This is a genomic window from Methylobacterium terricola, from assembly GCF_006151805.1.
GTDB lineage: Bacteria > Pseudomonadota > Alphaproteobacteria > Rhizobiales > Beijerinckiaceae > Methylobacterium > Methylobacterium terricola.
This window is the reverse complement of record NZ_VDDA01000006.1, coordinates 1-22,856: the sequence shown is the minus strand read 5'-3', so window position 1 is coordinate 22,856 and position 22,856 is coordinate 1. Positions and strand designations below refer to the sequence as shown.

20 protein-coding genes and 1 pseudogene are annotated in these 22,856 nt (G+C 70.0%); 11 read left to right on the top strand and 10 right to left on the bottom strand.

Going from position 1 to position 22,856, the window contains the following annotated elements; all coding sequences use genetic code 11:
- Nucleotides 1-118: 118 nt before the first annotated feature.
- Together FF100_RS15665 and FF100_RS15660 are read left to right on the top strand one after the other, a co-directional pair.
- On the top strand, nucleotides 119-1,090 hold the full coding sequence (locus FF100_RS15665; protein WP_139036633.1) for an MBL fold metallo-hydrolase: 972 nt from the start codon (nucleotides 119-121) through the stop codon (nucleotides 1,088-1,090).
- A 61-nt stretch (nucleotides 1,091-1,151) separates the two neighbouring features.
- Nucleotides 1,152-2,948 carry an ABC transporter permease gene (locus FF100_RS15660; protein ID WP_139036632.1) on the top strand — a complete coding sequence of 599 codons (1,797 nt, stop codon included), beginning with the start codon at nucleotides 1,152-1,154 and terminating at the stop codon, nucleotides 2,946-2,948.
- A gap of 4 nt (nucleotides 2,949-2,952) precedes the next feature.
- Here FF100_RS15660 and FF100_RS15655 read toward each other — a convergent pair whose 3' ends face one another.
- Together FF100_RS15655 and FF100_RS15650 are read right to left on the bottom strand one after the other, a co-directional pair.
- Entirely contained in the window at nucleotides 2,953-4,266 is a 1,314-nt protein-coding gene (locus FF100_RS15655; RefSeq protein WP_425463319.1) for an extracellular catalytic domain type 1 short-chain-length polyhydroxyalkanoate depolymerase, read from the bottom strand.
- 113 nt (nucleotides 4,267-4,379) lie between these two features.
- Complete coding sequence (locus FF100_RS15650; protein WP_139036630.1) at nucleotides 4,380-4,799, bottom strand: CopG family transcriptional regulator; 420 nt, start codon at nucleotides 4,797-4,799, stop codon at nucleotides 4,380-4,382.
- Between the two features lie 225 nt (nucleotides 4,800-5,024).
- Between FF100_RS15650 and FF100_RS15645 the strand changes: the two genes are divergently transcribed.
- Both FF100_RS15645 and FF100_RS15640 read left to right on the top strand, forming a co-directional pair.
- The gene (locus tag FF100_RS15645; protein ID WP_139036629.1) at nucleotides 5,025-6,320 is read left to right on the top strand and encodes an adenylate/guanylate cyclase domain-containing protein; all 1,296 of its coding nucleotides are present in this window, start codon (nucleotides 5,025-5,027) and stop codon (nucleotides 6,318-6,320) included.
- A gap of 11 nt (nucleotides 6,321-6,331) precedes the next feature.
- Complete coding sequence (locus FF100_RS15640; protein WP_139036628.1) at nucleotides 6,332-7,312, top strand: amidoligase family protein; 981 nt, start codon at nucleotides 6,332-6,334, stop codon at nucleotides 7,310-7,312.
- 103 nt (nucleotides 7,313-7,415) lie between these two features.
- Here the strand turns inward: FF100_RS15640 and FF100_RS15635 are convergent, their stop codons facing one another.
- Nucleotides 7,416-8,225: a HEPN domain-containing protein gene (locus tag FF100_RS15635; protein ID WP_139036627.1), complete on the bottom strand. Its 810-nt coding sequence runs from the start codon at nucleotides 8,223-8,225 to the stop codon at nucleotides 7,416-7,418.
- A 210-nt stretch (nucleotides 8,226-8,435) separates the two neighbouring features.
- Here FF100_RS15635 and FF100_RS15630 point away from each other — a divergent pair, with 210 nt between their 5' ends.
- From FF100_RS15630 to FF100_RS15605, 6 genes and pseudogenes are all read left to right on the top strand, one after another.
- A complete protein-coding gene (locus tag FF100_RS15630; RefSeq protein WP_139036626.1) occupies nucleotides 8,436-9,314 on the top strand; it encodes a tryptophan--tRNA ligase in 879 nt (292 codons plus the stop codon).
- Between the two features lie 111 nt (nucleotides 9,315-9,425).
- Nucleotides 9,426-10,451: an LLM class flavin-dependent oxidoreductase gene (locus FF100_RS15625; RefSeq protein WP_139036625.1), complete on the top strand. Its 1,026-nt coding sequence runs from the start codon at nucleotides 9,426-9,428 to the stop codon at nucleotides 10,449-10,451.
- Between the two features lie 116 nt (nucleotides 10,452-10,567).
- Nucleotides 10,568-11,689 carry a metallophosphoesterase gene (locus FF100_RS15620; protein ID WP_139036843.1) on the top strand — a complete coding sequence of 374 codons (1,122 nt, stop codon included), beginning with the start codon at nucleotides 10,568-10,570 and terminating at the stop codon, nucleotides 11,687-11,689.
- A 154-nt stretch (nucleotides 11,690-11,843) separates the two neighbouring features.
- Entirely contained in the window at nucleotides 11,844-12,461 is a 618-nt protein-coding gene (locus tag FF100_RS15615) for a glutathione S-transferase family protein (protein ID WP_139036624.1), read from the top strand.
- Nucleotides 12,462-12,532: 71 nt separating this feature from the next.
- Nucleotides 12,533-13,510: pseudogene (locus FF100_RS15610) on the top strand (FAD-binding oxidoreductase); the annotation flags it as partial.
- Nucleotides 13,511-13,641: 131 nt separating this feature from the next.
- On the top strand, nucleotides 13,642-14,535 hold the full coding sequence (locus FF100_RS15605; protein WP_139036622.1) for a LysR family transcriptional regulator: 894 nt from the start codon (nucleotides 13,642-13,644) through the stop codon (nucleotides 14,533-14,535).
- Between the two features lie 677 nt (nucleotides 14,536-15,212).
- Here FF100_RS15605 and FF100_RS15600 read toward each other — a convergent pair.
- Entirely contained in the window at nucleotides 15,213-17,552 is a 2,340-nt protein-coding gene (locus tag FF100_RS15600; RefSeq protein ID WP_139036621.1) for a HEAT repeat domain-containing protein, read from the bottom strand.
- 774 nt (nucleotides 17,553-18,326) lie between these two features.
- On the opposite strand from FF100_RS15600, the gene FF100_RS15595 reads away from it, so the two are divergent.
- On the top strand, nucleotides 18,327-19,493 hold the full coding sequence (locus FF100_RS15595; protein WP_139036620.1) for an acyltransferase family protein: 1,167 nt from the start codon (nucleotides 18,327-18,329) through the stop codon (nucleotides 19,491-19,493).
- Nucleotides 19,494-19,840: 347 nt separating this feature from the next.
- On the opposite strand, the gene FF100_RS15590 is transcribed toward FF100_RS15595, so the two are convergent.
- The 6 genes from FF100_RS15590 to FF100_RS15565 all read right to left on the bottom strand — a co-directional run.
- Nucleotides 19,841-20,203: a hypothetical protein gene (locus FF100_RS15590; protein ID WP_139036619.1), complete on the bottom strand. Its 363-nt coding sequence runs from the start codon at nucleotides 20,201-20,203 to the stop codon at nucleotides 19,841-19,843.
- 1 nt (nucleotide 20,204) lies between these two features.
- Entirely contained in the window at nucleotides 20,205-20,711 is a 507-nt protein-coding gene (locus FF100_RS15585) for a hypothetical protein (RefSeq protein ID WP_139036618.1), read from the bottom strand.
- A gap of 7 nt (nucleotides 20,712-20,718) precedes the next feature.
- Nucleotides 20,719-21,021, bottom strand: a complete 303-nt coding sequence (locus tag FF100_RS15580) for a Pam3-gp28 family putative phage holin (protein WP_139036617.1) — start codon at nucleotides 21,019-21,021, stop codon at nucleotides 20,719-20,721.
- A 142-nt stretch (nucleotides 21,022-21,163) separates the two neighbouring features.
- The gene (locus FF100_RS15575) at nucleotides 21,164-21,736 is read right to left on the bottom strand and encodes a glycoside hydrolase family 108 protein (RefSeq protein ID WP_139036616.1); all 573 of its coding nucleotides are present in this window, start codon (nucleotides 21,734-21,736) and stop codon (nucleotides 21,164-21,166) included.
- Between the two features lie 118 nt (nucleotides 21,737-21,854).
- Entirely contained in the window at nucleotides 21,855-22,493 is a 639-nt protein-coding gene (locus tag FF100_RS37080) for a hypothetical protein (RefSeq protein WP_171070189.1), read from the bottom strand.
- An 11-nt stretch (nucleotides 22,494-22,504) separates the two neighbouring features.
- Nucleotides 22,505-22,856, bottom strand: a 352-nt coding sequence (locus tag FF100_RS15565) for a hypothetical protein (protein WP_205824901.1), incomplete at its 5' end; no start/stop codon positions are given.

Below are 22,856 nucleotides of genomic sequence, written 5' to 3'. Positions count from 1 at the left end.
GCGTCATCGAACGGCGATGCCGCGGGCACGGACTTCGCGCAAGCCCGCGCCTTGACCGGACGGGCGCGGTCCCGGACGAGCGGAAGACCGGCCGATGCCGCCACGCTGGAACCCTGCGATGCCTGACGATCCTCGCCTCCCGACCCGACGGACGCTCCTCGGCGGCGCGGCGGCCCTGACCGCCGCCTTCTCCGTCGGGGGGGGCGCGGCGCAGGCGCAGATGCCGGCCCCTGCCCCTGCTTCCCGCCGCTCGCGGCTGATCCTGCTCGGAACGGCCGGCGGCCCGACGCCGAAGCCGAACCGGGCCGCCCCCGCCCAGGCGATCGTGGTCGACGGCCACACCTACCTGATCGATGCCGGGAACGGGACCGGCCGGCAGATGGTGCTGGCGAAGCTCAAGCTCGGCTCGCTCGACTCGGTGTTCCTCACCCACCAGCATTCGGACCACAACGCCGATTACGGCAACGTGCTCCTGCTCGCCTGGGCGACCGACCTCGCCCACCGGGTGGATACCTACGGGCCGCCGCCGCTCGCCCGGATGACGCGCCAGTTCCTCGAACTCAACGAGTACGACATCAAGACCCGCATGGCGGATGAGGGGCGCCCGCCGCTCGCCGACCTGATCGTGCCGCACGAGATCACGGGACCCGGCCCCGTGATGCGCGACGAGCGCGTGACGGTGACGGCCGCCCTGGTCCAGCACCCGCCGGTCGAGCCGGCCTTCGCCTACCGTTTCGACTGCCCGGACCGGTCGATCGTGATCTCGGGCGACACCCGCTACTCGCCGAACCTGATCGCGCTGGCCAAGGGCGCCGACGTGCTCGTGCACGAGGTCATGTACCTGCCCGAGCTCGAGAAGCTGATCGCCACCGAGCCCAACGCCAAGACCCTGCGCGAGCACCTGATCGCCAGCCATACGACCACCGAGGAGGTCGGACGCGTCGCGACCGAGGCCGGCGTCAAGACGCTGGTGCTGTCGCATTTCGTGCCCGGCGGCTACCCGTTCATCACGGACGAGGTCTGGCTCGAGGCGGTGCGGCCGCACTTCAAGGGCGAGATCGTCGTCGGCCGCGACCTGATGGAGCTCTGAGGGTGCGCGTCCTCGCGCCGAGCCGGCTCGTGACCCGCGCCGGGCGGACCGCGCCGGCGTCATGACGCGGGGTCCAGCCTCGGGCCGCCTCGTCCCGCCGGGGCCCCGGCCGGCGCATCCCGCGACCGAGCGCCTTCCGGCTCACGCTCCCTCGGAGCGGGCGACCGGCGCGCCGGGGCGTGCCGCCGCGCCGCCGGTCCGGTCGCGGCCCGCCGCCGGGCGCTCGTGGGCTTCGTCGAACCGGGGCTGGACCCTCGCCGCCGGCCTCGTCGCCCTCCTGGTCCTGGCCCCGGTCGCGTCGCTCGCCGTCGAGGCGCTGCAGGGGTCCGGCGGGCTATGGCCCCACCTCCTCGCCCATGTCCTGCCGCCGGCCCTGCGCGAGACCGCCCTGCTGCTCGCCGGGGTCGGGGTGCTCGTCGTCATGGTCGGCACCGGGGCGGCCTGGCTCGTCGCGGCCTACGAGTTCCCGGGGCGGCGCCTGCTCGACTGGGCGCTGCTGCTGCCGCTGGCGGTCCCGACCTATATCGGGGCTTACGCCTATCTCGACCTGCTGCACCCGGTCGGCCCGGTGCAGAGCGCGATCCGGGCGCTGCTCGGCTATGCCCGCCCGCGCGACCTGATCCTGCCGGACCTGCGCTCGCTCCCGGGCTGCATCCTGCTCCTCGGCTTCGTGCTCTACCCTTACGTCTACCTGCCGACCCGGGCGCTGTTCCTGATGCAGTCGGCGACGCTGGTCGAGGCCGGGCGCAGCCTCGGGGCCGGGCCGGGGGCGGTGTTCCGCCGCGTCGCGCTGCCGCTCGCCCGCCCGGCCATCGCGCTCGGCGCCAGCCTGGCGCTGCTGGAAGCCCTCAACGACATCGGGGCGGCGGAATTTTTGGGCGTCCGCACCCTCACGGTCTCGATCTACGACACCTGGGTCAACCGCTCCGACCTGCCGGGCGCCGCCGGCCTGGCGCTGGTCATGCTGGCCGCCTGCCTCGGCCTGATCGCGGTCGAGCGCCGGGCCCGCCGCGGGCGCGGCTATGCCGGGGCGGCGCAGCGCCCGCGCCGGATGAGCCGCACGCGCCTCGCCGGCCCGGCGGCGCTCGCGGCCCTCGGCCTCGGCCTCGTGCCGGTCGCCCTCGGCTTCCTGGCGCCGGCGGGCTACCTCGCGGTCGAGGCGGGGAAGCGCCTGCACTTCGCCGGCCTGTCCGGGGCGATCCTGTCCGAGAGCCTCAACACCCTGGTCTATGCCGGCCTCGCGACGGTGATCGCCACCGTCCTCGGCCTCCTGGTGGCGGCGGGGCCGCGGCTCCTCGGCGGGCGCTGGCACGGGCTGCTCCTGCGCTGCGCCACCTTCGGCTACGCGGTGCCGGGCGCGATCCTGGCGATCGGCCTCCTGCCGCCGCTCGCCGCCCTCGACGGCCTGCTCGATACGGTGAGCCGGGCGCTCGCCGGCGCGTCGCTTACCGCGATGGGCCTCGGCACCGGGGCGGCCCTGGTCTACGCCTATGTGGTGCGCTTCCTCGCGGTCACGGCGGGCAGCAGCGAGGCCGGTCTCGCCCGGGTGCCGCGCTCGCTCGGCGACGCCGCACGGGTGCTCGGCCGCGGCCCGACCGGCGCCCTGGCGCGGGTCCACCTGCCGCTGACCTGGCCGGCCCTGCTCGGCGGTGCCCTCCTGGTCTTCGTCGATTGCGTCAAGGAACTGCCCGCGACCCTGATCCTGCGCCCGCTCAACGTCGAGACCCTGGCGACCCACCTCTACGGCGAGGCCGCCCGCGGCACCTACGAGGACGGCGCGGTCGCCGCCCTCTTGATCGTCGCGGTCGGGCTGCTGCCGGTGGCCCTGCTGCTGCGGGTCTCGACGCCGAAGGCGTGAATCCTCAGGCCGCCCGGGCGTGCGACCGGAAGAACCGCAGCATCTCGGCGCTGGCATCGGGACCCCGCGGCTCGGTGTAGGAGCCGTCGGGGCTGCCGCCGGACCAGGCATGGCCGGCGCCGTGCAGCACCCACCGCTCCACGATCCCCCGCCCCTGCGCGTCGGCATGGACATGGCGGGTGTAAGAGATCCCGCCCGGTGACGCGCCCCGCGTCACCGTCTCGGTCAGTTCGTCGCCCGGCAGCGCCTGGGCGGCGACGCGCTCGCCGTTGAGCGGGTTGACGGTGCGGTCGCCGTCGCCATGGAAGACGATGGTCGGCACGGTCGCGCCGGTCCGCGGCGGCGCCGTGCCACCCTGGCCCATCGCCGCGAGGGCGGAGGGCAGGTCCCGGGCCGCGCCGCAGGCCAGGCCCGAATGGATGCCGGCCGCCGCGAACACGTCCGGATAGGTCGCGGCCAGGATCGCCGCCGCCGCGCCGCCGGCCGAGAGCCCGGCGACGAAGACGTGGGCCGGATCGGCCCCGAACTCCTCCACCACCGCCTGCGCGATGCCGGCGATCAGCGCCGGCTCGCCGGCGCCGCGGCCCTGGTCGGCGGGCTGGAACCAGTTCCAGCATTTCTGCGCGTTGGCCGAACGCTCCTGGCGCGGATAGACGATGATCGCGCCGTCCGTCTCGGCCAGCGCGTTCATCCGCGTGCCGAGGGCGAAATCGTCCGGGTCCTGGGTGCAGCCGTGCAGCATCACCACGACCGGCAGCCGCTCGCCCTGCCGGCCGCTCGGCACGTAGACCTTGTAGGTCCGGCTGCCGGCGGCGCTCGCGAAGGTCCGCTCCTCGAACCGGGCGCCCTCCGGCACCGGGACCGGGCGGCGGGCCGTCAGCCCGGCCCCCGGAAGTCCCCCACTCAAGCCTCCGCCCAAGGCGTCACCCAGGCCCTGGCTCAAGCCTTGGAGCCCCTGCAGGCCCTCGCGGAGCTTGCCGGCCAGGCCGGGTCCGGCCTCGCGCAGGGTCCGCATCGCCTCGGGGAGATCGGGGAAGCCTTTGCCGGCGAAGCCTTGACCAGGGGAGCCTTGACCAGGGGAGCCTTGGCCGGAGGCGCCGTTCGCGGCGGAGTGCTGTCCGGACGAGCCTGGGCCCGTCGGTGCCGTCCAGGCCGCGCCGGGCTCCGTCGGTGCGACGAGGTCGATGACCGCCTCCGGCCCGCGCGGCGACGGCGCGGCCGAGCGCGATGCCGGCTCGGGTGCCGGGGCGCGGCCCTGGATCAGCGCCATCGCCTCCGTGAGGCGGCCGGCGCGGGTGAGGCGGGTCACCTCGGCCATATCGACCTTCGTCAGGTCGACCTTGGTGAAGTCGATCGGGCCGGCCCCGGGGAACGTGTCGAACGGGTTCATGAGCGTGATCCTGTGCTGGGGAGCGGCCGCGGCGCGACCGGTCAGGCGATACGGTCGGCGAGCGCCGCCTTGACGGCGGCGCTGGCGTGGAAGGCGCCGAGCACGTGGATCGACGCGATGGCCGCGCGGGCGAGCTCGGGCGTGACGTCGTCGGCGATGCTGGCGAGCCCGAGGACCTGGAGCTTGAGCGGCGTCCCGGCGTCGCGGGCCGCCTCGAGCTCGGCCCGGGTGATGTGGGTCAGGCCGAGGCTGAGCTGACGCCGCGCCACCGACTGGCGCACCGCCTCGTCCTGGCGGTCGAGCTGGTTGCGCACCGCCGTGCGGATGAAGTCGGCCCGGTTGGCGTAGAAGCCGTCCCGCACCATCAGGTCGATGCGGCCGAGATCGACGAAGCCGAGATTGACCGTCACCTTCTCGCTGTCCGGCAGCCGCGGCCGCAGTTCGTGAACCTTGTCCGCCATCCTCGCGCCATCCCTGGACCATCTGGTTGGATGGTCTATAGATGGAGGGCCGCCTGATGCAGCGCAAGGGGGCCGCCCGCGGAACGGAGCGGCACCCCTCCCGTTCCCCTCCCGCGGCCTGCGGCGGCGTCGCGGTCCGGACCAATCGGGGGACCGCGCCGGCGCCGCGCGGCGGGCTTACGGCCTCGACGCACCCATCGCCTGCGCGTAAGGCTTGCGGCCAGCATGACCACACGACAGCCGAGCCCGCCGGGCAGGACCACGGCGCCGCGCCGCGCCGGGGACAGGCCCCATCTGGCCGACGGCCTGGCGGCCGGCACCGCCGTGCGCGTGCTGGCGATGCGGCTGGTGATGCTGGGGGTGCTGGCGGTCTCGGCCTTCCTCAGCGACGGCGTGCTGCATGCCGGCAGCCACTGGTTCATCCTCGGCGGCTACGCGGTGTCCTCGCTGTGGATCGCCGCCACGGTACGGCGGCGCAACAGCGCGCGGCTCGCCTGGATCGCCACGTTGCTCGACGCAGGCCTCGCCGCCTACATCGTGCTCGAATTCATGATGGCCGCCTCCGACGGCGCCGACGAGCCCGGCACGATGGCGAGCCGGCTGCCGGCCTTCCTGCTGCTGCTCGAATCCGGCCTGACCCTGAGGCCGCGCCACACCGTGGTCTTCGCCGCCCTGGTCGCCGGGGTGTGGTCCGGAGCGCTCGGCCTCGGCCTCCTGAACCCGCATCTCGGCCTGCCGCCGGCGGGGCCGCAGGTGTTCGGGCTCCTGTCCTTCGTGGTGGCGGCCGCCTTCGTGATCGAGGGGGCGTTCCGCCTGCGCCGGGGCTTTGCCGCGATGCTGCGCCTGGAGCACGAGCGCGCCACCCTGGCGCGCTTCGTGCCGGCGGGGATCGACCTCGTGCGCCGCGACGGGGCGACGGTGCTCCAGCCGCGCCATGCCTGCCTGCTCGCCCTCGACATCCGCGGCTTCTCGGCCCTCACGCGGCGCTGGGGCGAGGCCCGGGTGCTAGATTGGCTGCTGGCGGTGCGGGCGCTCGCCCACGCGGCGGTCACCGAGCATGGCGGCCTCGTCGACAAGTATGTCGGCGACGGCATCCTGGCCCAGTTCGTCGACGGCACGCCGGCCGGGCAGGCGGCGGCGGCTCTGGCCTGCGTGCGCGAGATCGAGGCGCGGATGGAGCGGATGAACGAGGCGCGCCGGCGGCAGGACCTGCCGCCCCTGGCGCTGACCGCCTCCCTGCATGCCGGCGAGGTGCTGGTCGGCGTGCTCGACGACGGGCTGCGGGCCGAGTTCACCGTGCTCGGCCCGGCGATGAACGCGCTCGCCCGGGTCGAGGCTCGGGCCAAGCGCGAGAACCTCGCGGTCGCCGCCTCGAAGCGGGTGATGCGCCTCCTCGGTCCCGACGCGCCGCCGGCCCGCCGCCTGCCGCGCCGCCCCGGCGAGGAGGATTGCCCGGACCTGTTCGGGCTCGAACCCGTTCTTATGGCTCAGCCGTCGCCCGTCCCGACGGCGGTGTCGTGAGCGGATCCTGCATGACCGAGTCGCCCAACCCCGAGTCGTCAAAGCCCGCGCCGCCAAAACCCGAGGGTCGCACGGCCGAGTTCCTGATGCCGCCCCGGCCCCTGCGGGCCGACGGGACGCCGCGCCGGGTCGGCGTCGAGATCGAGTTCATCGGCCCCCCGGCCCGGATCGCCGCCGCGGCGCTCGCCGCCGGCCTCGGCGGGCGCGTCGCCGAGGAGGACCCGCACGCCTTCAAGGTCGAGGGCTCGTCGCTGGGCGACATCCGGGTCGAGCTCGACCTGCGCGCCGCCCACCCGCAGCGCCGGATGCCGGATCCGGGCGCGACGCCCCGCCTGCCGGTCCGTGCCGCCGGGCGCACCCTCGGGGCCCTGCTGAGCCCGGTGGTGCCGCGCGAGGCGATCACCGGCCCCCTCGCCTTCGACCGCCTGCCCGAGGTCGACCGGATGGCCGCCCTGCTGCACGGCGCCGGTGGGCGCGGCCGCGGCGCGGTGCTGCTCGGCTCGCTCGGCCTGCACTTCAACGTCGAGCCGCCGGACCTGACCGCCGGGACGATCGCGGGCCTGCTCAAGGCCTATCTCCGCTCCGAGCCGGCCTTGCGCCGGGCGACCGCGGCCGGCGGCTTCCTCGCCGCCCGCGGCCTGCCGCCGCCCTTCCCCCCGGCCTACGCCGCCAAGGTGCTCGACCCGGCCTACCAGCCCGACCTCGATACCCTCGCCCGCGACTACCTGACAGCGAACCCGACCCGCCACCGCGGCCTCGACCTGCTGCCGCTGCTGACCCACCGCGACGAGGCCGGCGTGCGCGCGGCCCTGCCGCCGGACGAGAAGGTGAGCCCGCGGCCGGTGCTGCATTACCGGATGCCGCAGGCGCATATCGGGCTGGCGGGCTGGAGCGTGGCGCCGGCCTGGAACCTGTGGGTGGGGGTCGAGGAGATGGCGGAGCGCGGTGCGGTGAGCGGGAAGCCGCAGGCGGCGGGATCCGGCATCACTTAAGCGGAGTGCGAAGGCGGTTAAGGGTTTTTTTGATGACCGCCATCGCAATCCCAAATTAGTTTTTAATAGATATTATATTATCATATGTTGGGTAAATTACGTACTAAGAAATTGTTTTTATAATCTTTTCTGTTCCATCAATTAAATCTGCAACTTGTTCTTTTGTTGGTTCTTTCGATTTATTATGATCGCATATATTTCTAATGTCGGCAAGCATTGATATGTGTCTCCATTGTGGCACATCAACAACAGAATTAGACTTGAGTAATTCGTTGAGGTCTCCGATGCCTGGATTTTTCTTGGAAATATTAATATTATGATTTTCGCATGTTTGCTTAAGATGCTTTTCCAGTACGACGCCCGATACTGCGCCGGCAGCTCTCAAAAATCCCTTCTTCAAAAGCTCCCGTGCTTCATCGACTTCTGCGTCAAAGAGATCGGCTTGTAGTATCTGTTTTATTTCGAATAAAGACGATGTAAATCGCTCCTCTGCTGACTTTACTATTGCAAGCTGTTGACGGAATTTGAGGAGGCCAGCGTCAGGTCCAACGACAATCTCACCAAATTTGCTAACCCGAAGTCCAATGAGGTAATCTTGAATTCTATATGTTGCATAAGTAATATCTTTGCGATTTTTTGGAATTTCATAAATATCTTTAAAATGATCTAATCTGTCTGGTATAAGCTGTTTCACCACCCGTAAGCCCGTTGAAAACCATGCTTCGTACGCTGTATTAAAACTAGGGAGTTTCTGCATTATTTTTTCCGCGTCGTCCTTTCCAAGCTGCGATGTCAATCTTTTCTTCATTTTTTCTGGGGTGTGGATTTCTGACTCCATCGACATGGCAAGTAGATTTCCCTTCAACATTAAATCGGAAAGATCTTTCTTAAATCTTTCGATATTTTGTGACATATCGGGGACCCTTCGTTAAATCTATAAAAACTATATGCCGCATACGATTTTTTTCAAGTCGAATCATTGCTTCAAAATAATAAAGATAAACTACTGCAATCCAAAGATTTCCTTTTCTGCAATAGCAATTTTGTTTGAATATCATATCAAGTAGCGATTTTGTTTTAAATTCTTGCAAAACAATTTTACATCATCTTCTAATTTCAGCCTATAAATCGTCTTGCGGCACGGCTGCATATCTGTCTCGGACGGCTGCAGTCATTACCTAGTGCTCGACGAAGCTCAGGCGCCATCGACAACGCCCACGATCCGGCGCTGACCACGATCTGCGTGCAATCCGCCCTGCCGGCCCTGGCCGAGCTGACCCTACTCTACCTGAACTTCGTCACGGTGGCGCGGCTCGAGCGCAACCCGACGATCAAGGACGAGATCCAGGCCCGCGGCTTCGGCCGTGACATCCCGGCGGGTTTCCTGTGCTACCCGGCGGCCCAGGCCGCCGACATCACGGCGTTCCGCGCGACCCTGGTGCCGGTCGGCGAGGACCAGGCGCCCCTGATCGAGCAGACCAACGAGATCGTCCGCCGCCTCAACCGGCAGGCCGGCCGCGAGATCCTGCCCGAGGCGACGGCGCTGATCCCGCAGGTCGGGCGGCTGCCCGGCGTCGACGGCCGGGCCAAGATGAGCAAGTCGGGCGGCAACGCCGTGCCGCTCTCGGCCTCGGACACCGAGATCGCGGCGGCGGTGCAGCGGATGTACACCGATCCCGGCCACCTGCGTGCCAGCGACCCGGGCCGGGTCGAGGGCAACGTGGTCTTTACCTATCTCGACGCCTTCGATCCCGACCGGGAGGCGGTCGCTGCGCTGAAAGCGCATTACAGGCGCGGCGGCCTCGGCGACTCGGCGCTCAAAACCCGCCTCACGGGCGTGCTGCGCGACCTCCTCGGGCCGATCCGCGAGCGGCGGGCCGAGATCGCCCGCGATGCCGATCACGTCATGGACGTGCTGCGCACCGGCACGGCGCGGGCGAAGGCGATCACCGCGGAGACCCGGGACGCGGTGCAGGACGCCCTCGGGATGTTCCGGTTCTGAGGGGCGGCTCGATCCGCACGGCGGATTCCCGGCGCTCCATGCGCCACCGCAAGCCCATCCTTGCAAGGCTGCGCATTTCAAACGCGGCCCGTCACGTCCATCTTGCCCTCCATGACACAGACCCTGCAATTCGGCCTCGACACGTTCGGGGACATCACCGCCCGGAACGGCGAGCCCGTGCCCCACGGCCAGGTCCTGCGCGACGTGGTCGCCGAGGGCGTGCTGGCCGACCGGGTCGGGCTCGACTTCTTCGGCGTCGGCGAGCACCACCGCGAGGACTTTTCCGTCTCCTCGCCCGAGATCGTGCTGGCGGCGATCGCCGCGCGGACGGAGCGGATCCGCCTCGGCTCGGCGGTGACGGTGCTGAGCTCCGACGATCCGGTCCGGGTCTATCAGCGCTTCTCGACACTGCAGGGGATCTCGAACGGCCGCGCCGAGGTCATCCTCGGCCGCGGCTCGTTCACCGAGTCGTTCCCGCTCTTCGGCTACGCCCTCGACCAGTACGAGACCCTGTTCGAGGAGAAGCTCGATCTGTTCGCCCGGCTCCTCGCCGGTGGACCGGTGACCTGGCAGGGCACCACCCGGGCGCCGCTCGAGAACCAGAGCGTCTATCCCACGCCGGAGACGCCGCCCACGACCTGGATCGGGGTCGGCGGCAGCCCGAACTCGGTGGTGCGGGCGGTCCATCACGACCTGCCCCTGATGCTCGCGATCATCGGCGGCGATCCGCAGCGCTTCCGCCCCTACGTCGACCTCTACCACCGGGCCTGCGCCCAGCTCGGGCGGACGGTGCGGCCGATCGGCGTCCACTCCCCGGGCTATGTCGGCGAGACCGATGCCGGCGCCCGGGAGGAGTTCTTCGCCGATTACAAGCGGATGCGCGACCGCATCGGCGCCGAGCGCGGCTGGCCGCCGATGACGCGCCAGGAATTCGACCGCGAGGCCGATCACGGCTCGCTCTATCTCGGCGGCCCGGAGACGGTGGCGCGCAAGATCGCCGCGACGGTGCGGGGCCTCGGCCTCGGCCGGTTCCAGCTCAAGTACAGCGCCGGCCCGCTGCCGCACGAGCGGTCGATGCGCTCGATCGAGCTCTACGGTACCAAGGTGGCGCCGCTGGTGCGCGAGATGCTGGCTTGAGGACAGGCACCCGCCCCGCGAGGGGCGGGCGCGGTTCCGTCGCGGCGGGGCGGCGCTGGCAGAGGCGGCGAAACGTGCCATCCCTCCGGCGCGCCGAACGACGACAGGAGCCTGCCATCTTCCACCTCATCTTCGCGACGCCGTGCCTCCTGGTGATCGCCCGCTGGCTCGCGCCCCTCGGGCTGCCGCTCGCCGCCAAGGCCGCGCTCGCCCTGCTGCTGCTCCTCGCCTCGCAGTTCCACCTCTGGAACCGGCTCTCCTCCGGCTCGGTCTTCGCGCCCGAGTTTCCCCGCGCGGTCGTGCTGCTGCTCAACTGGGCGTTCGGGGCGCTCGTGCTGCTCGCCGTGCTGCAGATCGCGCTCGATCTCGGCGCCCTGGCGACGGCGCTCGTGCAGCGCGGCATCGTGACCATCCCGGACGGCCTGCGCTATGGCGCGGCCGGGCTCGCCGGCCTGCTCGCGGCGATCGGCGTCGCCAACGCCGCGCGGGTGCCGCCGGTCCGGGACGTCGCGGTGACGGTGGTCGGCCTGCCGCCGGACTTCGAGGGCTACCGGCTGCTCCAGCTCACCGACCTGCATCTGAGCCGCCTGTTTCCGGCGCCCTGGGCGAGAGCCGTGGTCGCGCGGGCCAACGCGGCGGGCGCCGACCTGATCGTGGTGACCGGCGACTTCATCGACGGCTCGGTGGCGATGCGCCGGGACGACGTGGCGCCGCTCGCCGACCTCCGCGCCCCGGACGGCGTGCTGGCGATCCCGGGCAACCACGAATATTTCTTCGACTATCCCGCCTGGATGCGCCACCTCGCCGGCCTCGGCCTGCGGATGCTGCCGAACGCCCACGCGGTGATCGCCCGCGGCGAGGCCCGCCTCGTCGTCGCCGGCGTCACCGACGCCTCGGCGCCCCATGCCGGCGAGGCCGGGCCCGATCTCGCGGCGGCGCTCGCCGGCGCCCCGCCCGGCGCGCCGGTCGTGCTCCTCGATCACCAGCCGAGGGCCGCGAAACGGGCGGCGGCGCGCGGCGTCGCGCTCCAGCTCTCGGGCCACACCCATGGCGGCATGATCCTCGGCCTCGACCGGCTGGTGGCCCGGGGCAACAATGGCTTCGTGTCCGGGGCCTACGCCGTCGGCGGGATGACGCTCTATGTCGGCAACGGCACCGGGATCTGGCCCGGCTTCGCGCTCCGCCTCGGCCGCCCCTCCGAGATGACCCGCTTCACCCTGAAGAGCGCCGGCGGGTGATGCCACGCCGGCACGCCTCCTGTCCGCGGGCGGGCGATTATTCCACCCCCTGCAACGATGAACTGCCGAAAGCGGGCATTCTCGTCGCGGGGTGGGTGTGGCCATCTGGGGGTGCAACGCGGGATTGATCCCGCCGCCCCCAGGGAGCGCGATCGTGAAGCTCTACCACCATCCCCTGTCCGGCCACGCCCACCGGGCCCGCCTCTTCCTCTCGCTGCTCGGCGTCCCGCACGAGGCCATCGCCCTCGACCTGAAGGCCGGCGCGCACAAGGCCCCGGACTTCCTGGCGCTCAACCCGTTCGGCCAGGTGCCGGTGCTCGACGACGACGGCACCGTGGTCGCCGATTCGAACGCCATCCTGGTCTACCTGGCCAAGACGCTCGGGCGTACCGACTGGCTGCCCGAGGACCCGGCGGGAGCGGCCGCGGTGCAGCGCTGGCTCTCGGTCGCCGCCGGCGAGCTCGCCTACGGCCCGGCCGCCGCGCGGCTCGTCACGGTGTTCGGGGCGGCGTTCGACCCGCAGGAGGTGATCGCCCGGGCGCATGGGCTGCTCGGCCGCCTGGAGGCGCATCTGGCCGGCCGCGACTGGCTGGTGGGCACCCGCCCGACCATCGCCGACGTCGCGCTCTACAGCTACCTCGCCCGCGCGCCGGAGGGCAATGTCGACCTCGCGGGCTATGCCGGCGTCCGCGCCTTCCTGCGCCGGATCGAGGCCCTGCCGGGCTTCCTCCCCTTCGCCGAGACGCCCGCCGGCCTCTCGGCCGCCGCGTGATTCCCGCCGGGACGTGACCCAGGCCGGGTGCGCCGCCACGGCGCGCCCGGCCGAACGGAGCGGAGGACGACATGAGCGACACCACGACAGCCTCGCCCTGGCACCCGGGCGAGACGGCACTCCAGGCGACGGTCGGCGTCGTCGCGCGCATGGCCGAGATCGGCCGCCGGGTGGTTCGGGAGGCGATGCCCGACCAGCACCGGGCGTTCCTCGCCGGGCTTCCCTTCGTCGTCGCCGGCAGCGTCGACGCCCGGGGCGAGGCCTGGGCGACCCTGCTCGCCGGCGCCCCCGGCTTCGTCGCCGCGCCGACGCCGCGGCGGCTGACCCTCGACGTCCGGCCCGATCCCGCCGATCCGGCCACCGAGGGCCTGCGCGCCGGGGAGGCCGTCGGGCTCCTCGGCATCGAGCTGCACACCCGCCGCCGCAACCGGGTCAACGGGGTCCTGCGCGCCGCCGCCGGCGACGGGCTGCACCTCGCGGTGGAGCAGAGCTTCGGCAACTGCCCGCAATACATCACCTTGCGCGACGCCGCTCCCGCTGCCGCTCCCGCCGCGCCGTCCACCGGACCGGTCGAGGAGAGCGCCGGGCTCGATGACGCGGCCCGCGCGGCGATCGCCGCGGCCGACACCGTCTTCGTCGCCACCTACGCCGAGCAGGACGGGCATCGCCAGGTCGACGTCTCGCATCGCGGCGGCAAGGCCGGCTTCGTCCGGGTCGGCCCGGACGGCACGCTGACCATCCCCGACTTCTCCGGCAACCTGTTCTTCGCCACCCTCGGCAACATCTGGCTCAACGGCCGGGCCGGGCTGGTCGTCCCGGATTTCGCGACCGGCGACCTGCTGCAGGTGACCGGCGAGGCGCGGGTGATCCTCGACTCGCCCGAGATCGCGGCCTTCCGCGGCGCCGAGCGCCTCTGGACCCTCCGCCCGCGCCGGGTCGTGCGCCGGCGCGCCGCGCTGCCCCTGCGCTGGATCGCGCGGCCGCAGGGGGCGTCGCCCTCCTCCCTCGGGACCGGGGACTGGCAGGAGGCCGCCGACCGGATCCGCTCCGATCCCCGCCCGGCGGCGCCGGGCGGGGATCGGGCGGCGCAGGGCGCGTGAGCGCCCGCCGGTTGACGCGCGGCGGTCGACGCGGCGTTCTGTGCGCCGGCGGGCCGCCGTAGGGGCCGGCGGGAGGGGCCATGGATCGCCTGCAGGCCATGCGCATCGTCGCGAAGGTCGCCGAGACGGCGAGCTTCGCCAAGGCCGCCCGCCACCTGACCATGAGCCCGCCGGCGGTGACCCGGGCGGTGGCGGCGCTCGAGGCGGCGATCGGCGCCCGGCTGTTCCTGCGCACCACCCGCAATGTCCGGCTCACCGAGGCCGGAAGCCGCTACGTCGCCGAGTGCCGGCGCCTGCTCGCCGAGATCGCGGAGGCCGAGGCCGCGGCGGCGGGCCAGACCGGGATGGTGACCGGCACGCTCTCGGTCACCGCCTCGGTGCTGTTCGGGCGGATCCACGTCCTGCCGATCCTCACCGACTACCTCGACGCCCACCCGGCGGTGAAAGCCCGGACGCTGTTCGTCGACCGGCCGGTGAGCATCGTCGAGGAGGGCATCGACGTGGCGATCCGCATCGGCCGCCTCGCCGATTCCGGCCTCACGGCGCTTCGGGTCGGTGCGGTGCGCCGCGTGGTCTGTGGCGCGCCCGGGTATCTGGCCCGCCATGGCATCCCGGCCACGCCCGCCGACCTCAAGGCGCACCGCATCGCCGTCTCGACCGGTGCTTGGCCCTCCCCGGAATGGCGGTTTCGCGATGACGAGCGCGTGACCCTCCACCCGACCCTGGACTGCAACACCAGCGAGGCCCCGATCGCCGCGGCGCTGGCCGGCTGGGGGTTGACCCGGGTGCTCCACTACCAGATCGGGCCGGCCCTCGCGGATGGTCGCCTCCGGATCGTGCTGGCGGATCACGAGGAGGCGCCGCTGCCGATCCATGTGGTGTTCCCGGAGGGGCGGCATGCGTCGGCGAAGGTGAGGACGTTCGTGGATCTGGCGGTGGAGCGGTTGAGGGGGAACCCGGTCTTGAATCAATGACGGGCGGGATCGGGATCCCCGCCGCTGGCCGGTGCATTTCGAGCCACCGGCGCATGTCGGAAACAGGGCGCGGCCCCGGATCGCTGCCGGACGTTTCGGCGGCACATGGCCGGTCCCTCCCCGACCGCCCTTCCTGCACCCTCCCCGGTCCCGAACGATAGGCGGTGCGCCAAGCCCCGATGCGATCCGTCATGGACCGAGCCCGAAAGGCGCAAGACCGATCCTCGATGCAGGCCTCGCGACCTTTGGCGCGAGTTTTGCCACGGCTTGTTGGACGGGGACCTGAACGCTGCCGGGAGCCAAGCGCTCGCGGGACGGTCGGCCCTCGCGGTAGCATGGCGCTACGGACAGGTTTGGGGCGATCGCCTCATTCGGGAGACGAGGCAGTTGGAGGCAGCGTGACCGCTCACCACTCAGACACCCGATTCGCGCAAGTGTTCGCTGCTCGCTCCCGGTCTCTGGACGCGAGCCTCGAGAACCAAGCCGAGACCCGCGAGCGTGAGAAGCGGGCACTCGACGAAGCCCTGACTGTGACGCGCTCACAGGGTATGGAGGGTGGTCGAGCGTCGCCGAGGCCCCGGCACGATCACCCTGCCTACCTTTGAGGCAGCCGGCCCGAAGCCGCGCAGGGTCGACGAGGACGGCAGCCGCGGCTCATGCGATGCCCGGCTGCTCGTCTACGTCAAATAGCTCCGCGTTCTCGTAAGAAAAATGCCGATCTTTCGCGCTGCCGACGCGAGCACGTTCCGTGCCCGTGCATCGTGCGTCTTCTGCAGCACGGACACGAGTGCCGGGGCGGCCGGACTTGCCAGGGTCCCCATCTGACCGAGCGCGTTCGCCACCGCGCGGCGCAGGTCATCCGATGGGGCCTTGTGGAGCAAGCGGGTGAGCGGTTCGACCGCAGGCTCGCCGATCCCGCCGAGAAGCAGGCTCAAGCGCCACCAGATCGGCAAGAAGGTCGTCCGTTCCAGCACGCCCACCAGATCGTGGAGATGATCTGCGGATGGCTGGCCAATGCGTCTGAGTTCATCGATGATCTGCAAGCGAACGGAATCCTGGCGCGCGCGCGCCAGGGACGCGACGATGGACCCGATGGCCGGCCGGGCGGCCGGGCCTATCGATCCCAGGGCCTGGATCAGCAGGACCCGGACGTCGTCGTTCGGCGCCCGCACCAGGCCGTCGCGCACCGGATCGACGGCCGCAGGTCCCATTCCGCCCAGCAGCACCGACAGCCGCCGCCCATCCGCGCCACGGCTTTGCGCGACGATCGTCTCGACCAGGCCGTGGAGAGCCGGGATCCCGACCGCGGCGCCCGACGGCATCGCCGTTATGATCTCGGCGCGCGTGGAGCTGCAATCCGTCGCGCGCAGCGCCCGGATCTGTGCGGTCAGCGTGATTCCGGCTGGCGCTTCGACGTGGTGGAAGGCCCGCGCGATCGCGACGATCAGAGGCGCGTCCTCGGCGGTGTCGGCCAAGGCGATCAAGGAAGGGAGCGCAGCCGCGGCCGGCGGTCCGATTCCACCCAAGGCCGTGACGATCGCGCATCGTGCCGGGGCCTGCTGGGCAGCCGCGAGCTCCTCACGCAAGACCGCGATCGACGGGCGACCGAGGGCCGCCATCGCGGCGGCGACCGCTTGCAGGGCCTTGTCGGCCTGCAGGCGACGAAACACCCGCCCCAGCCGCGCCAGCGAAGCGGGTGAGCGCAGCCCGACATGCCTGATCGCCTCCGCGATCGTGCATGAAGCGTCCTCGTCCGTCGCCGCCTCCAGCGCGTCGAGCAGGTCTGCAAGGGCCGGGCCGCCTTCCCGACCGATCTGGCCGAGCGCTCGCGCAACCGCGGCGCGCTGGCGGTCGTCCGATGCGCGACGGAGGGCATCGATCAGGCTCGGCAGGGCTGCCGCTCCGACTTGGCCGAGTCCGTAAGCAAGCGCGCATTGCGTGCCGAGGTAGCGCGCCGCGAGAAGACTTTCGACGAGGTCGGCAATCGCGGGCGGCGTGGCGGAGGAGACCTGCTTGATCAGGTCTCCGATGTGGTTCGATGCGTTCCACCCATGCGTCGCTCCATGCGTCGCTTCGACGACCCTGACGGCTTCGGTCAGCGCAGGGGCGGCCCGCGCACCGATCCGTGCGAGCGCGTACACGATGGCCCTGACGCTCTCCGGGTCCCCCGCCGTCCGCAGCATGGCGTGCAGTGCCGGCACGGCCGGGGCGCCATCGGCGCCGATGCGACCGATCGCGTAGGCGATCCACCGTCGGACGTCGGTGCACGGGTGCGAAAGCCCCGCGACGAGACCATCCAGGTCCGCGGGGCTCGACTGCCATAGAACCGACGCGATACGGCTGCCGGGCACCGTGGCCCCCTCCGCCGCCATCACCTGGGACAGCCCGGGCATCGGTGACGGTCCGGCGGCCGGCTTCGACCGGGTGTCGCCCGTCCGGGGAAGCACCGATTCAAAATAGGCATCGACGCTGCGGGCGTGCGTCAGCGGAATGCGGCCCTGATTTTCGAAGGTCGCCTCAGCGATGATGAGTCCGTGCCGAAGCCGCAGCATCCGGAATTGCCGGGGTGCCGGCCCCCCGGATGCCCCGTCGATGCTGTCCGACGTGGCACAGAGGAAATCACCCGCGATCCACCTCGCGGGTATCGGCTCGTCGGTTTCATGGATGTCCTGCAGCCCCACCTGCACGGTGTCTTGGCTGCGGGCGGCCCGGAAGTCGCCACCGGGCGGCGTCGATCGATCGCTTCCGACGGTGCCTCCGAAGCTCGTGAGGAACAAGGCGCCCCGTCTGATCGCCCAGTGCGCACGATAGCCGCGGGCATCGGCCGTCGATCGTCCGACGAAGCGGCACCAGTCCCAACGCGGATCGCCCGGCGGTAGCAGGGACGGACAACCGAGGAGAAAGTAGTCCTTCCCCTCGATCTCGAGCCGGTCGGGGCACTGAAACGTCATGGGGCGTTCCTGATCCGTAAAACGATGCATCGTCACCGCCCGGCCCGGCGCACGCAGGACGGGCAAGGCAATCGATCCTGTCGGATCCGACGGGGGAACGGGCCGGTGTCGAGCACGATGCCGGCGCGCGGGGCGAGCTCTCGACGGGCCTGCACCCGTCGGCGTCGGCGGCCTGTTCTGAGTGAAGGAGGATCATTCCGCTGGCGGCGGCGTCGCTCGTCAAGGGGATGCCGGCGCAATCGCCTGTCTTTCCTCTCGCGGCAGGCGGGTCATCATCCTGCGGCGAACCAGGCAGGTTTCGAGGCCCGTCGCGAGGGGCGCACGTCGCAACGACCTGTGGCGCAGATGGCGGATAATCCTCGTCCGACGACGGGTCGGAGACCTGGCGGCCGCCCCGCGAAAGGGGCGGAGTTCGTGCTGCTGATGTGAAGTATGCAGCTCTCTCATCATAGAAAAACAAGGACAATGCTGTCACTGACGTCCGTGCTGGGCATTTTGCCGGATGGGACGGTCCCCCTCGCCGATCGGCCGTTCTGCATCATCCGATCGGGTTGCGAGAAGGCACGGGAGGTCATGACGACCGACGACCAGTGCCGGCCTCTCAGATCCTGTCCTGGCGCGAGCCGCGTGCCACCTCGGCCATTGTCGCATCGGCACGCGGGCTCTGAGCCTGCTCTGGCGCATCTCAGTATTCGTCCGCACTTAAAGGTGCTTGTTGGCGTATCTTTCTCGTCATAGATCGTTATGAAAAATAACTTTATACTGAAATAAGCGCGCCGCCATCTCGGCGTCCGGATCCATACATCCTTTTTCCTGTCAGCGGGCGGAATATGCCAAGTGATGCATCATATTGAGCCGCCGCCGAAAGGCGCAGTCGAAAATTACAACCAAAGACAGGTTTTGGGCATCGACGGCTTGAGATTTTGCGCAGCTGTGTCCGTCATGCTGTTTCACCTGGGATGCACGTCGTGGCGTGTGCCGTCAAGCGAGGCGATGATGCTTCTGAATGGGCGCGCCCAATTTCCAGAGCTTCTCGGCGTCGCCTCGGTCGGGTGGGTCGGGGTTCCTGTGTTCTTTGCCATCTCGGGTTTCGTAATCGCATACTCGGCAGAAGGGTCGTCGCCAGATCGCTTCTTTCGCAGCCGGTTCCTCCGACTTGCGCCGGGGGTGTGGATATGCTCAAGCGTCTCGTTTCTCATAGCGTTGGCGTTTCTGCCAATCCCGGCAAAAAATATCGTGATAGAATACATAAAGACACTCGTTTTATTCCCTGCCCCGCAGTGGATTGACGGTGTGTACTGGACATTGGGGATTGAAATATCTTTTTACGCCATCATATTTGTTTTAATTTTGCTACGAAAGGAGAATAAGATTGAAGATGTCATGACGGCGATCGGGAGTGTCAGCGCAATCATATGGATCATGGCCTCGACCCCGTGGTTTCCAGGGCTGGATATTCTTGCAAGCAAGCGGGTTTCCAAGCTCCTTCTCATCACGCATGGCTGTGACTTTGCACTGGGTGTGCTGATTTGGCTGATGGCATTCAAGGGAGTGACGACCAGGCGCCTGTCCGTGGCTGCGATCTGCTGCCTCGGCAGCATTCTGCAAATTTCATATGACACGAGATTCACGGAAACCGAGCTTGGTATCACGTCGCTGGGTCATATTCCGATTTACATATTTATCGCATTCTTGCTTTTGATGATGCTGAGCCTGTCGCTCAATCAAAAAATTCACGCCCTGCTTGGGAGCCGCGGTGGTTGGGCTCTTCGGACGCTCGGGCTCACGACCTATCCGCTTTACCTCCTGCACACGTTCGTCGGTGTCTTGGCCATGCGGGCTGCTCTTGCATGTGGCTGTCCGCCGCTTGCCTCGCTTGTGATCGGGGCTCTCGTCGCTGGTTGCGCCGCCCTGGTCGTCGCGACGAAGGTCGAGCCGATGCTGAGGCAGCAAATGGGAGGAGCGTTCGATCTAGTCATCGGAAAAAAATTACGAAAATCATCGTAACGGCATTCAGCGACAAAAGGCGGAATAAGTTCTACATGTGACTGGCTTGGCGGGATCGAAGTCGGGAGTGCCGGCTTCGCCGCATGGGACTGCGTCCGCCAATCACCAGTCGTGGAGGCAAAAGTGTTTCGGGTGCTCCCCTCCCCGCAGGCGTGCGACGGCGGCGTTGCGACTCGTCCTCATACGCATCGCCCCGGATCCCGACCCTCGGCGCCAGGGGTGCCTTTCGCCGCCCCGCAGCACGAAAAAGCCCCGCGCGGCGGCTGCCGGCGGGGCTGAAGGCGGGTCTCGAGGGTCCGAAAAGATCCGCTGGTTAACGAGTGGGCGGCCCGTCGGGTTCCGGAGCGCTACTCGCGCCAATCGTGGCCGTGATTGCGGACCTGCTCCCGGTCGATGCTGCGCAGCAGATCGGTCTGGGCTTTCGCCTCGTCCCGCGCGACCCGCGCGCATTCCGCGATCCGGGCCAGGTGCTCGACCTGCTGGCGACCGAGTTCGCGCAGATCGCGCAGGAGGCTCAGCACCTCGGCCGGTCCTTGCAGATGCACCATCGCATCCCCCACCGAACCGGGCGCCGGGGGCGGCACCTCGTGCCTGTCCCTGTTCGCCCTCAGCACCATGGCGACGCACGTGACGGCCACGGCGGCGCCGACGAAGACCTGCAGCGCCGGCATCGACGACAGCAGCGGCAGCAATGCGATCAGGTGCTCCATCTCACGTCGCACGCTCCAGCGCAGCCAGGGCCCGGCCGAGCCGCGACCGCCGGTCGACCGCGTCGAGGCGCGCCACGTAGCACGAGATCGCCTCGAACACGGTCAGGGTGCCGAAGACCGGGATGACGAAGGACGGCGCCTCGGCCGTGAAGGCGTCGACCACCAGGGCAAGCGTCAGCTGGCCCATCACCAGGGCGCCGAGTGCCGAGCACACCGCCCGGATGTTGGCGCCGTTCGGCTTCGTCACCCCGTTGTTGATGTGGCCGTTCAGCCAGAGGGCGGTGACGCGCAGCACGCCCACCGCCCCGAAGAAGAAGGCCATGTTGCCCTCGCTGAACCCGAGCTCGGCGATCGGCTTGAGCGAGGCGCGTTCCATCGTGTCGCCCGGCAGCGCGAGCGTCACGGCGATCAGCAGCATCATGACCGCCATGGCCCATTCGAACAGGCGGTTGAAGCTGTAGGCACCCGCCGGGTGGGCGGGCGTGCTCGGGCCGGCGGGGAACAGCATGGCGGGCCTACGGCACCGTCACCTTGGGGCTCGGCACGGCCGCCGCCAGCGGGGCAGCGGTCGGCGCGACGGTGATCCGGTCGACCTCCGGCAGCGATGCGGCCGCCTTCAGCAAGCCTGCCGGGCGCCGGGTCCATACGCCATAGGCGAAGCTGCCGATCGCCATCGCGGCGCCGACCACGGCGGTCAGGGTGCTGGCATCGGTCAGGTACGAGACCTGCTCGGCGGTCAGCCACCCCCTGGTGACGAGGGCGCCGCCGACGAAGATGATGAGCGCGCGGAAGGCGCTCGCGACCTGAATCGCGTTCATGGGAGTGTCCTGATCGTGGGGATGCTCGGCGAGCCCGGCCGGCGCGGGGTTGGGTGCTACCGGCCGATCCAGGGCGGCAGGAGGATGACGACGGCGACGGCGCCCACGATCGCGAGGCAGCCGAAGGCAGCTCCGATCAGCATCACGCCGCCAGCAGCTTGCCGCAGGTGGAGCAGGTCGGCACGGTCGGCGCCACCGGTTCGGCCGCCATGGCGAGCGCCGCCTTGCGCACCTCCTCGACCCGCCGGCCCCAGCCCCTGCCGAACCGCGGCCAGGTCGACAGTGCTCGCAGGAACGCCAGTCGCCCGTCGCAGAGGGCGTCGATGAGGTCGGCGGGCTTGTGCCTCGCCACGGCCGCCAGGGTGACCGGCCCGAGCTTGCCGTCGTCGGCGATGCCGAGACCGCGCTGCAGCCCGATCACCGCCCGCTTCGGCCCGCTGTTCACGGCGAAGTCGAACAGCGCGTAATCCAGACCCGCCGGCAGCGCGTCGCCCTGGATCGTGTCCCAGAACCGCCGACGGTACAGCGGCGCCACCGATGCCGCCGTCAGCGCCCGCACCTCGGCCTTCGTCGCCGGACGGCCGAGCCACAGGCTCAGCGTGCCGATCGTCACCCCGAGGTTGGTCGCGCCGCCCGGGTCGTGCGGGTCGTCCGACCACCCGCCCTCGTGTGTCAGGACGAGCGAAAGCGCCCGCTCGAACGTCGCCGCGGTCATACCGTCTCTCCGGATTGTAGGGGGGGCAGCGCGCCGGCCCTGACGCCGCGCGTCAGGCCGCGATCACAGGCAAGGGGTCACAGGCAAGGGGGCACAGGCAGGGGGCACAGGCAGGGGATCAGAGCGTGGCCGCCTGGCGCCACAGCGCGTCGAGCGCGGCAGCGTCGTAGCCGAGCGCCGCACCGAGCCGCGCCACCATCGGGTGACCGCGCTCGAACGCCGTCGCGCCCGACAGCAGCATCCGGGCGGCGAACTGCTCGGCCTCCGGCAGCCCTGCCACCGCCGCGTCGATCCGCGCCGGCAGCGTGCCCGTCATCACCGCCGCCAGCGCCTCGGCCGGGTCGATCGCCCCGGCCAGCGCGAGCGCCTGGAAGAACTGCCGGTCGGATACCGCCGGCAGGGTCGCCGCCGGCCCCGGCTCGCGCGCGGCGAGCTGCGCCGCCAGGGCGTCGCGCTCGGCCGCCACGCCGTCGCGCTCGCTCGCCGCCGCGTCCCGCTCCCGCCGCGCGGCCTCCGCCTCGGCCAGGGCCGCATCCCGCCCGGCCAACGCCGCCGCGTCGATCCCCGCCAGCACCGCGGAGAGCGGGAACCCGGCGGCCTCGGCCTGCGCCGGGGTCAGGGCGCCGCTCGCCACGAACTGCGCCTCGCGCGCCCCCGGGGGCGTCACGTACTGGCCGAGGATGACGTGCCAGGCCGGCGCTTCGGCCGAGCCGGCCGGCCGGCCGCGATACAGGAACTCGTAGAGAAACGGCTGCACGATCTTTGTCCCTATGCTGCGACCGGGCTGTCGTCCGACAGCCTCCGCCAGTTGCCGTTGGAATAGAAGGCGATGACGCCCGTACCAGCGCCGGCACCTTCCGTGACCTTGCGAGCATTGGAGGCATAGACGACCGTGCCGTTGGACCCGGCCGGAAGCGTCGCCACTGTATAGATGCCTGGACGGATGAAGCCGAACACTTCGAGGCCTGACGACCAGATGCTCGCGAACCGCGTCGCGAAGTCCCGGCTGTAGAAGGCGTGGTACGTATTCGTATAGTAGTTTGTCGGATCTCCGGTCCCGCCAAGATTGATGGCGGGCACGGCGCCAGACCCATCTCTTATGCGCGTAAAGCCCCCTTGC

Bases quoted from the DNA above. Each gene is read 5' to 3' on its own strand.
- FF100_RS15575 (WP_139036616.1), bottom strand. From the start codon at position 21,736: ATGACCGCGGCGACGTTCGAGCGGGCGCTTTCGCTCGTCCTGACACAC.
- FF100_RS15580 (WP_139036617.1), bottom strand. From the start codon at position 21,021: ATGAACGCGATTCAGGTCGCGAGCGCCTTCCGCGCGCTCATCATCTTC.
- FF100_RS15635 (WP_139036627.1), bottom strand. From the start codon at position 8,225: ATGTCACAAAATATCGAAAGATTTAAGAAAGATCTTTCCGATTTAATG.
- FF100_RS15650 (WP_139036630.1), bottom strand. From the start codon at position 4,799: ATGGCGGACAAGGTTCACGAACTGCGGCCGCGGCTGCCGGACAGCGAG.
- FF100_RS15640 (WP_139036628.1), top strand. From the start codon at position 6,332: ATGACCGAGTCGCCCAACCCCGAGTCGTCAAAGCCCGCGCCGCCAAAA.
- FF100_RS15655 (WP_425463319.1), bottom strand. From the start codon at position 4,266: ATGGCCGAGGTGACCCGCCTCACCCGCGCCGGCCGCCTCACGGAGGCG.
- FF100_RS15645 (WP_139036629.1), top strand. From the start codon at position 5,025: ATGACCACACGACAGCCGAGCCCGCCGGGCAGGACCACGGCGCCGCGC.
- FF100_RS15585 (WP_139036618.1), bottom strand. From the start codon at position 20,711: ATGCTGTTCCCCGCCGGCCCGAGCACGCCCGCCCACCCGGCGGGTGCC.
- FF100_RS15660 (WP_139036632.1), top strand. From the start codon at position 1,152: ATGACGCGGGGTCCAGCCTCGGGCCGCCTCGTCCCGCCGGGGCCCCGG.
- FF100_RS15665 (WP_139036633.1), top strand. From the start codon at position 119: ATGCCTGACGATCCTCGCCTCCCGACCCGACGGACGCTCCTCGGCGGC.
- FF100_RS15590 (WP_139036619.1), bottom strand. From the start codon at position 20,203: ATGGAGCACCTGATCGCATTGCTGCCGCTGCTGTCGTCGATGCCGGCG.
- FF100_RS15605 (WP_139036622.1), top strand. From the start codon at position 13,642: ATGGATCGCCTGCAGGCCATGCGCATCGTCGCGAAGGTCGCCGAGACG.
- FF100_RS15625 (WP_139036625.1), top strand. From the start codon at position 9,426: ATGACACAGACCCTGCAATTCGGCCTCGACACGTTCGGGGACATCACC.
- FF100_RS15595 (WP_139036620.1), top strand. From the start codon at position 18,327: ATGCATCATATTGAGCCGCCGCCGAAAGGCGCAGTCGAAAATTACAAC.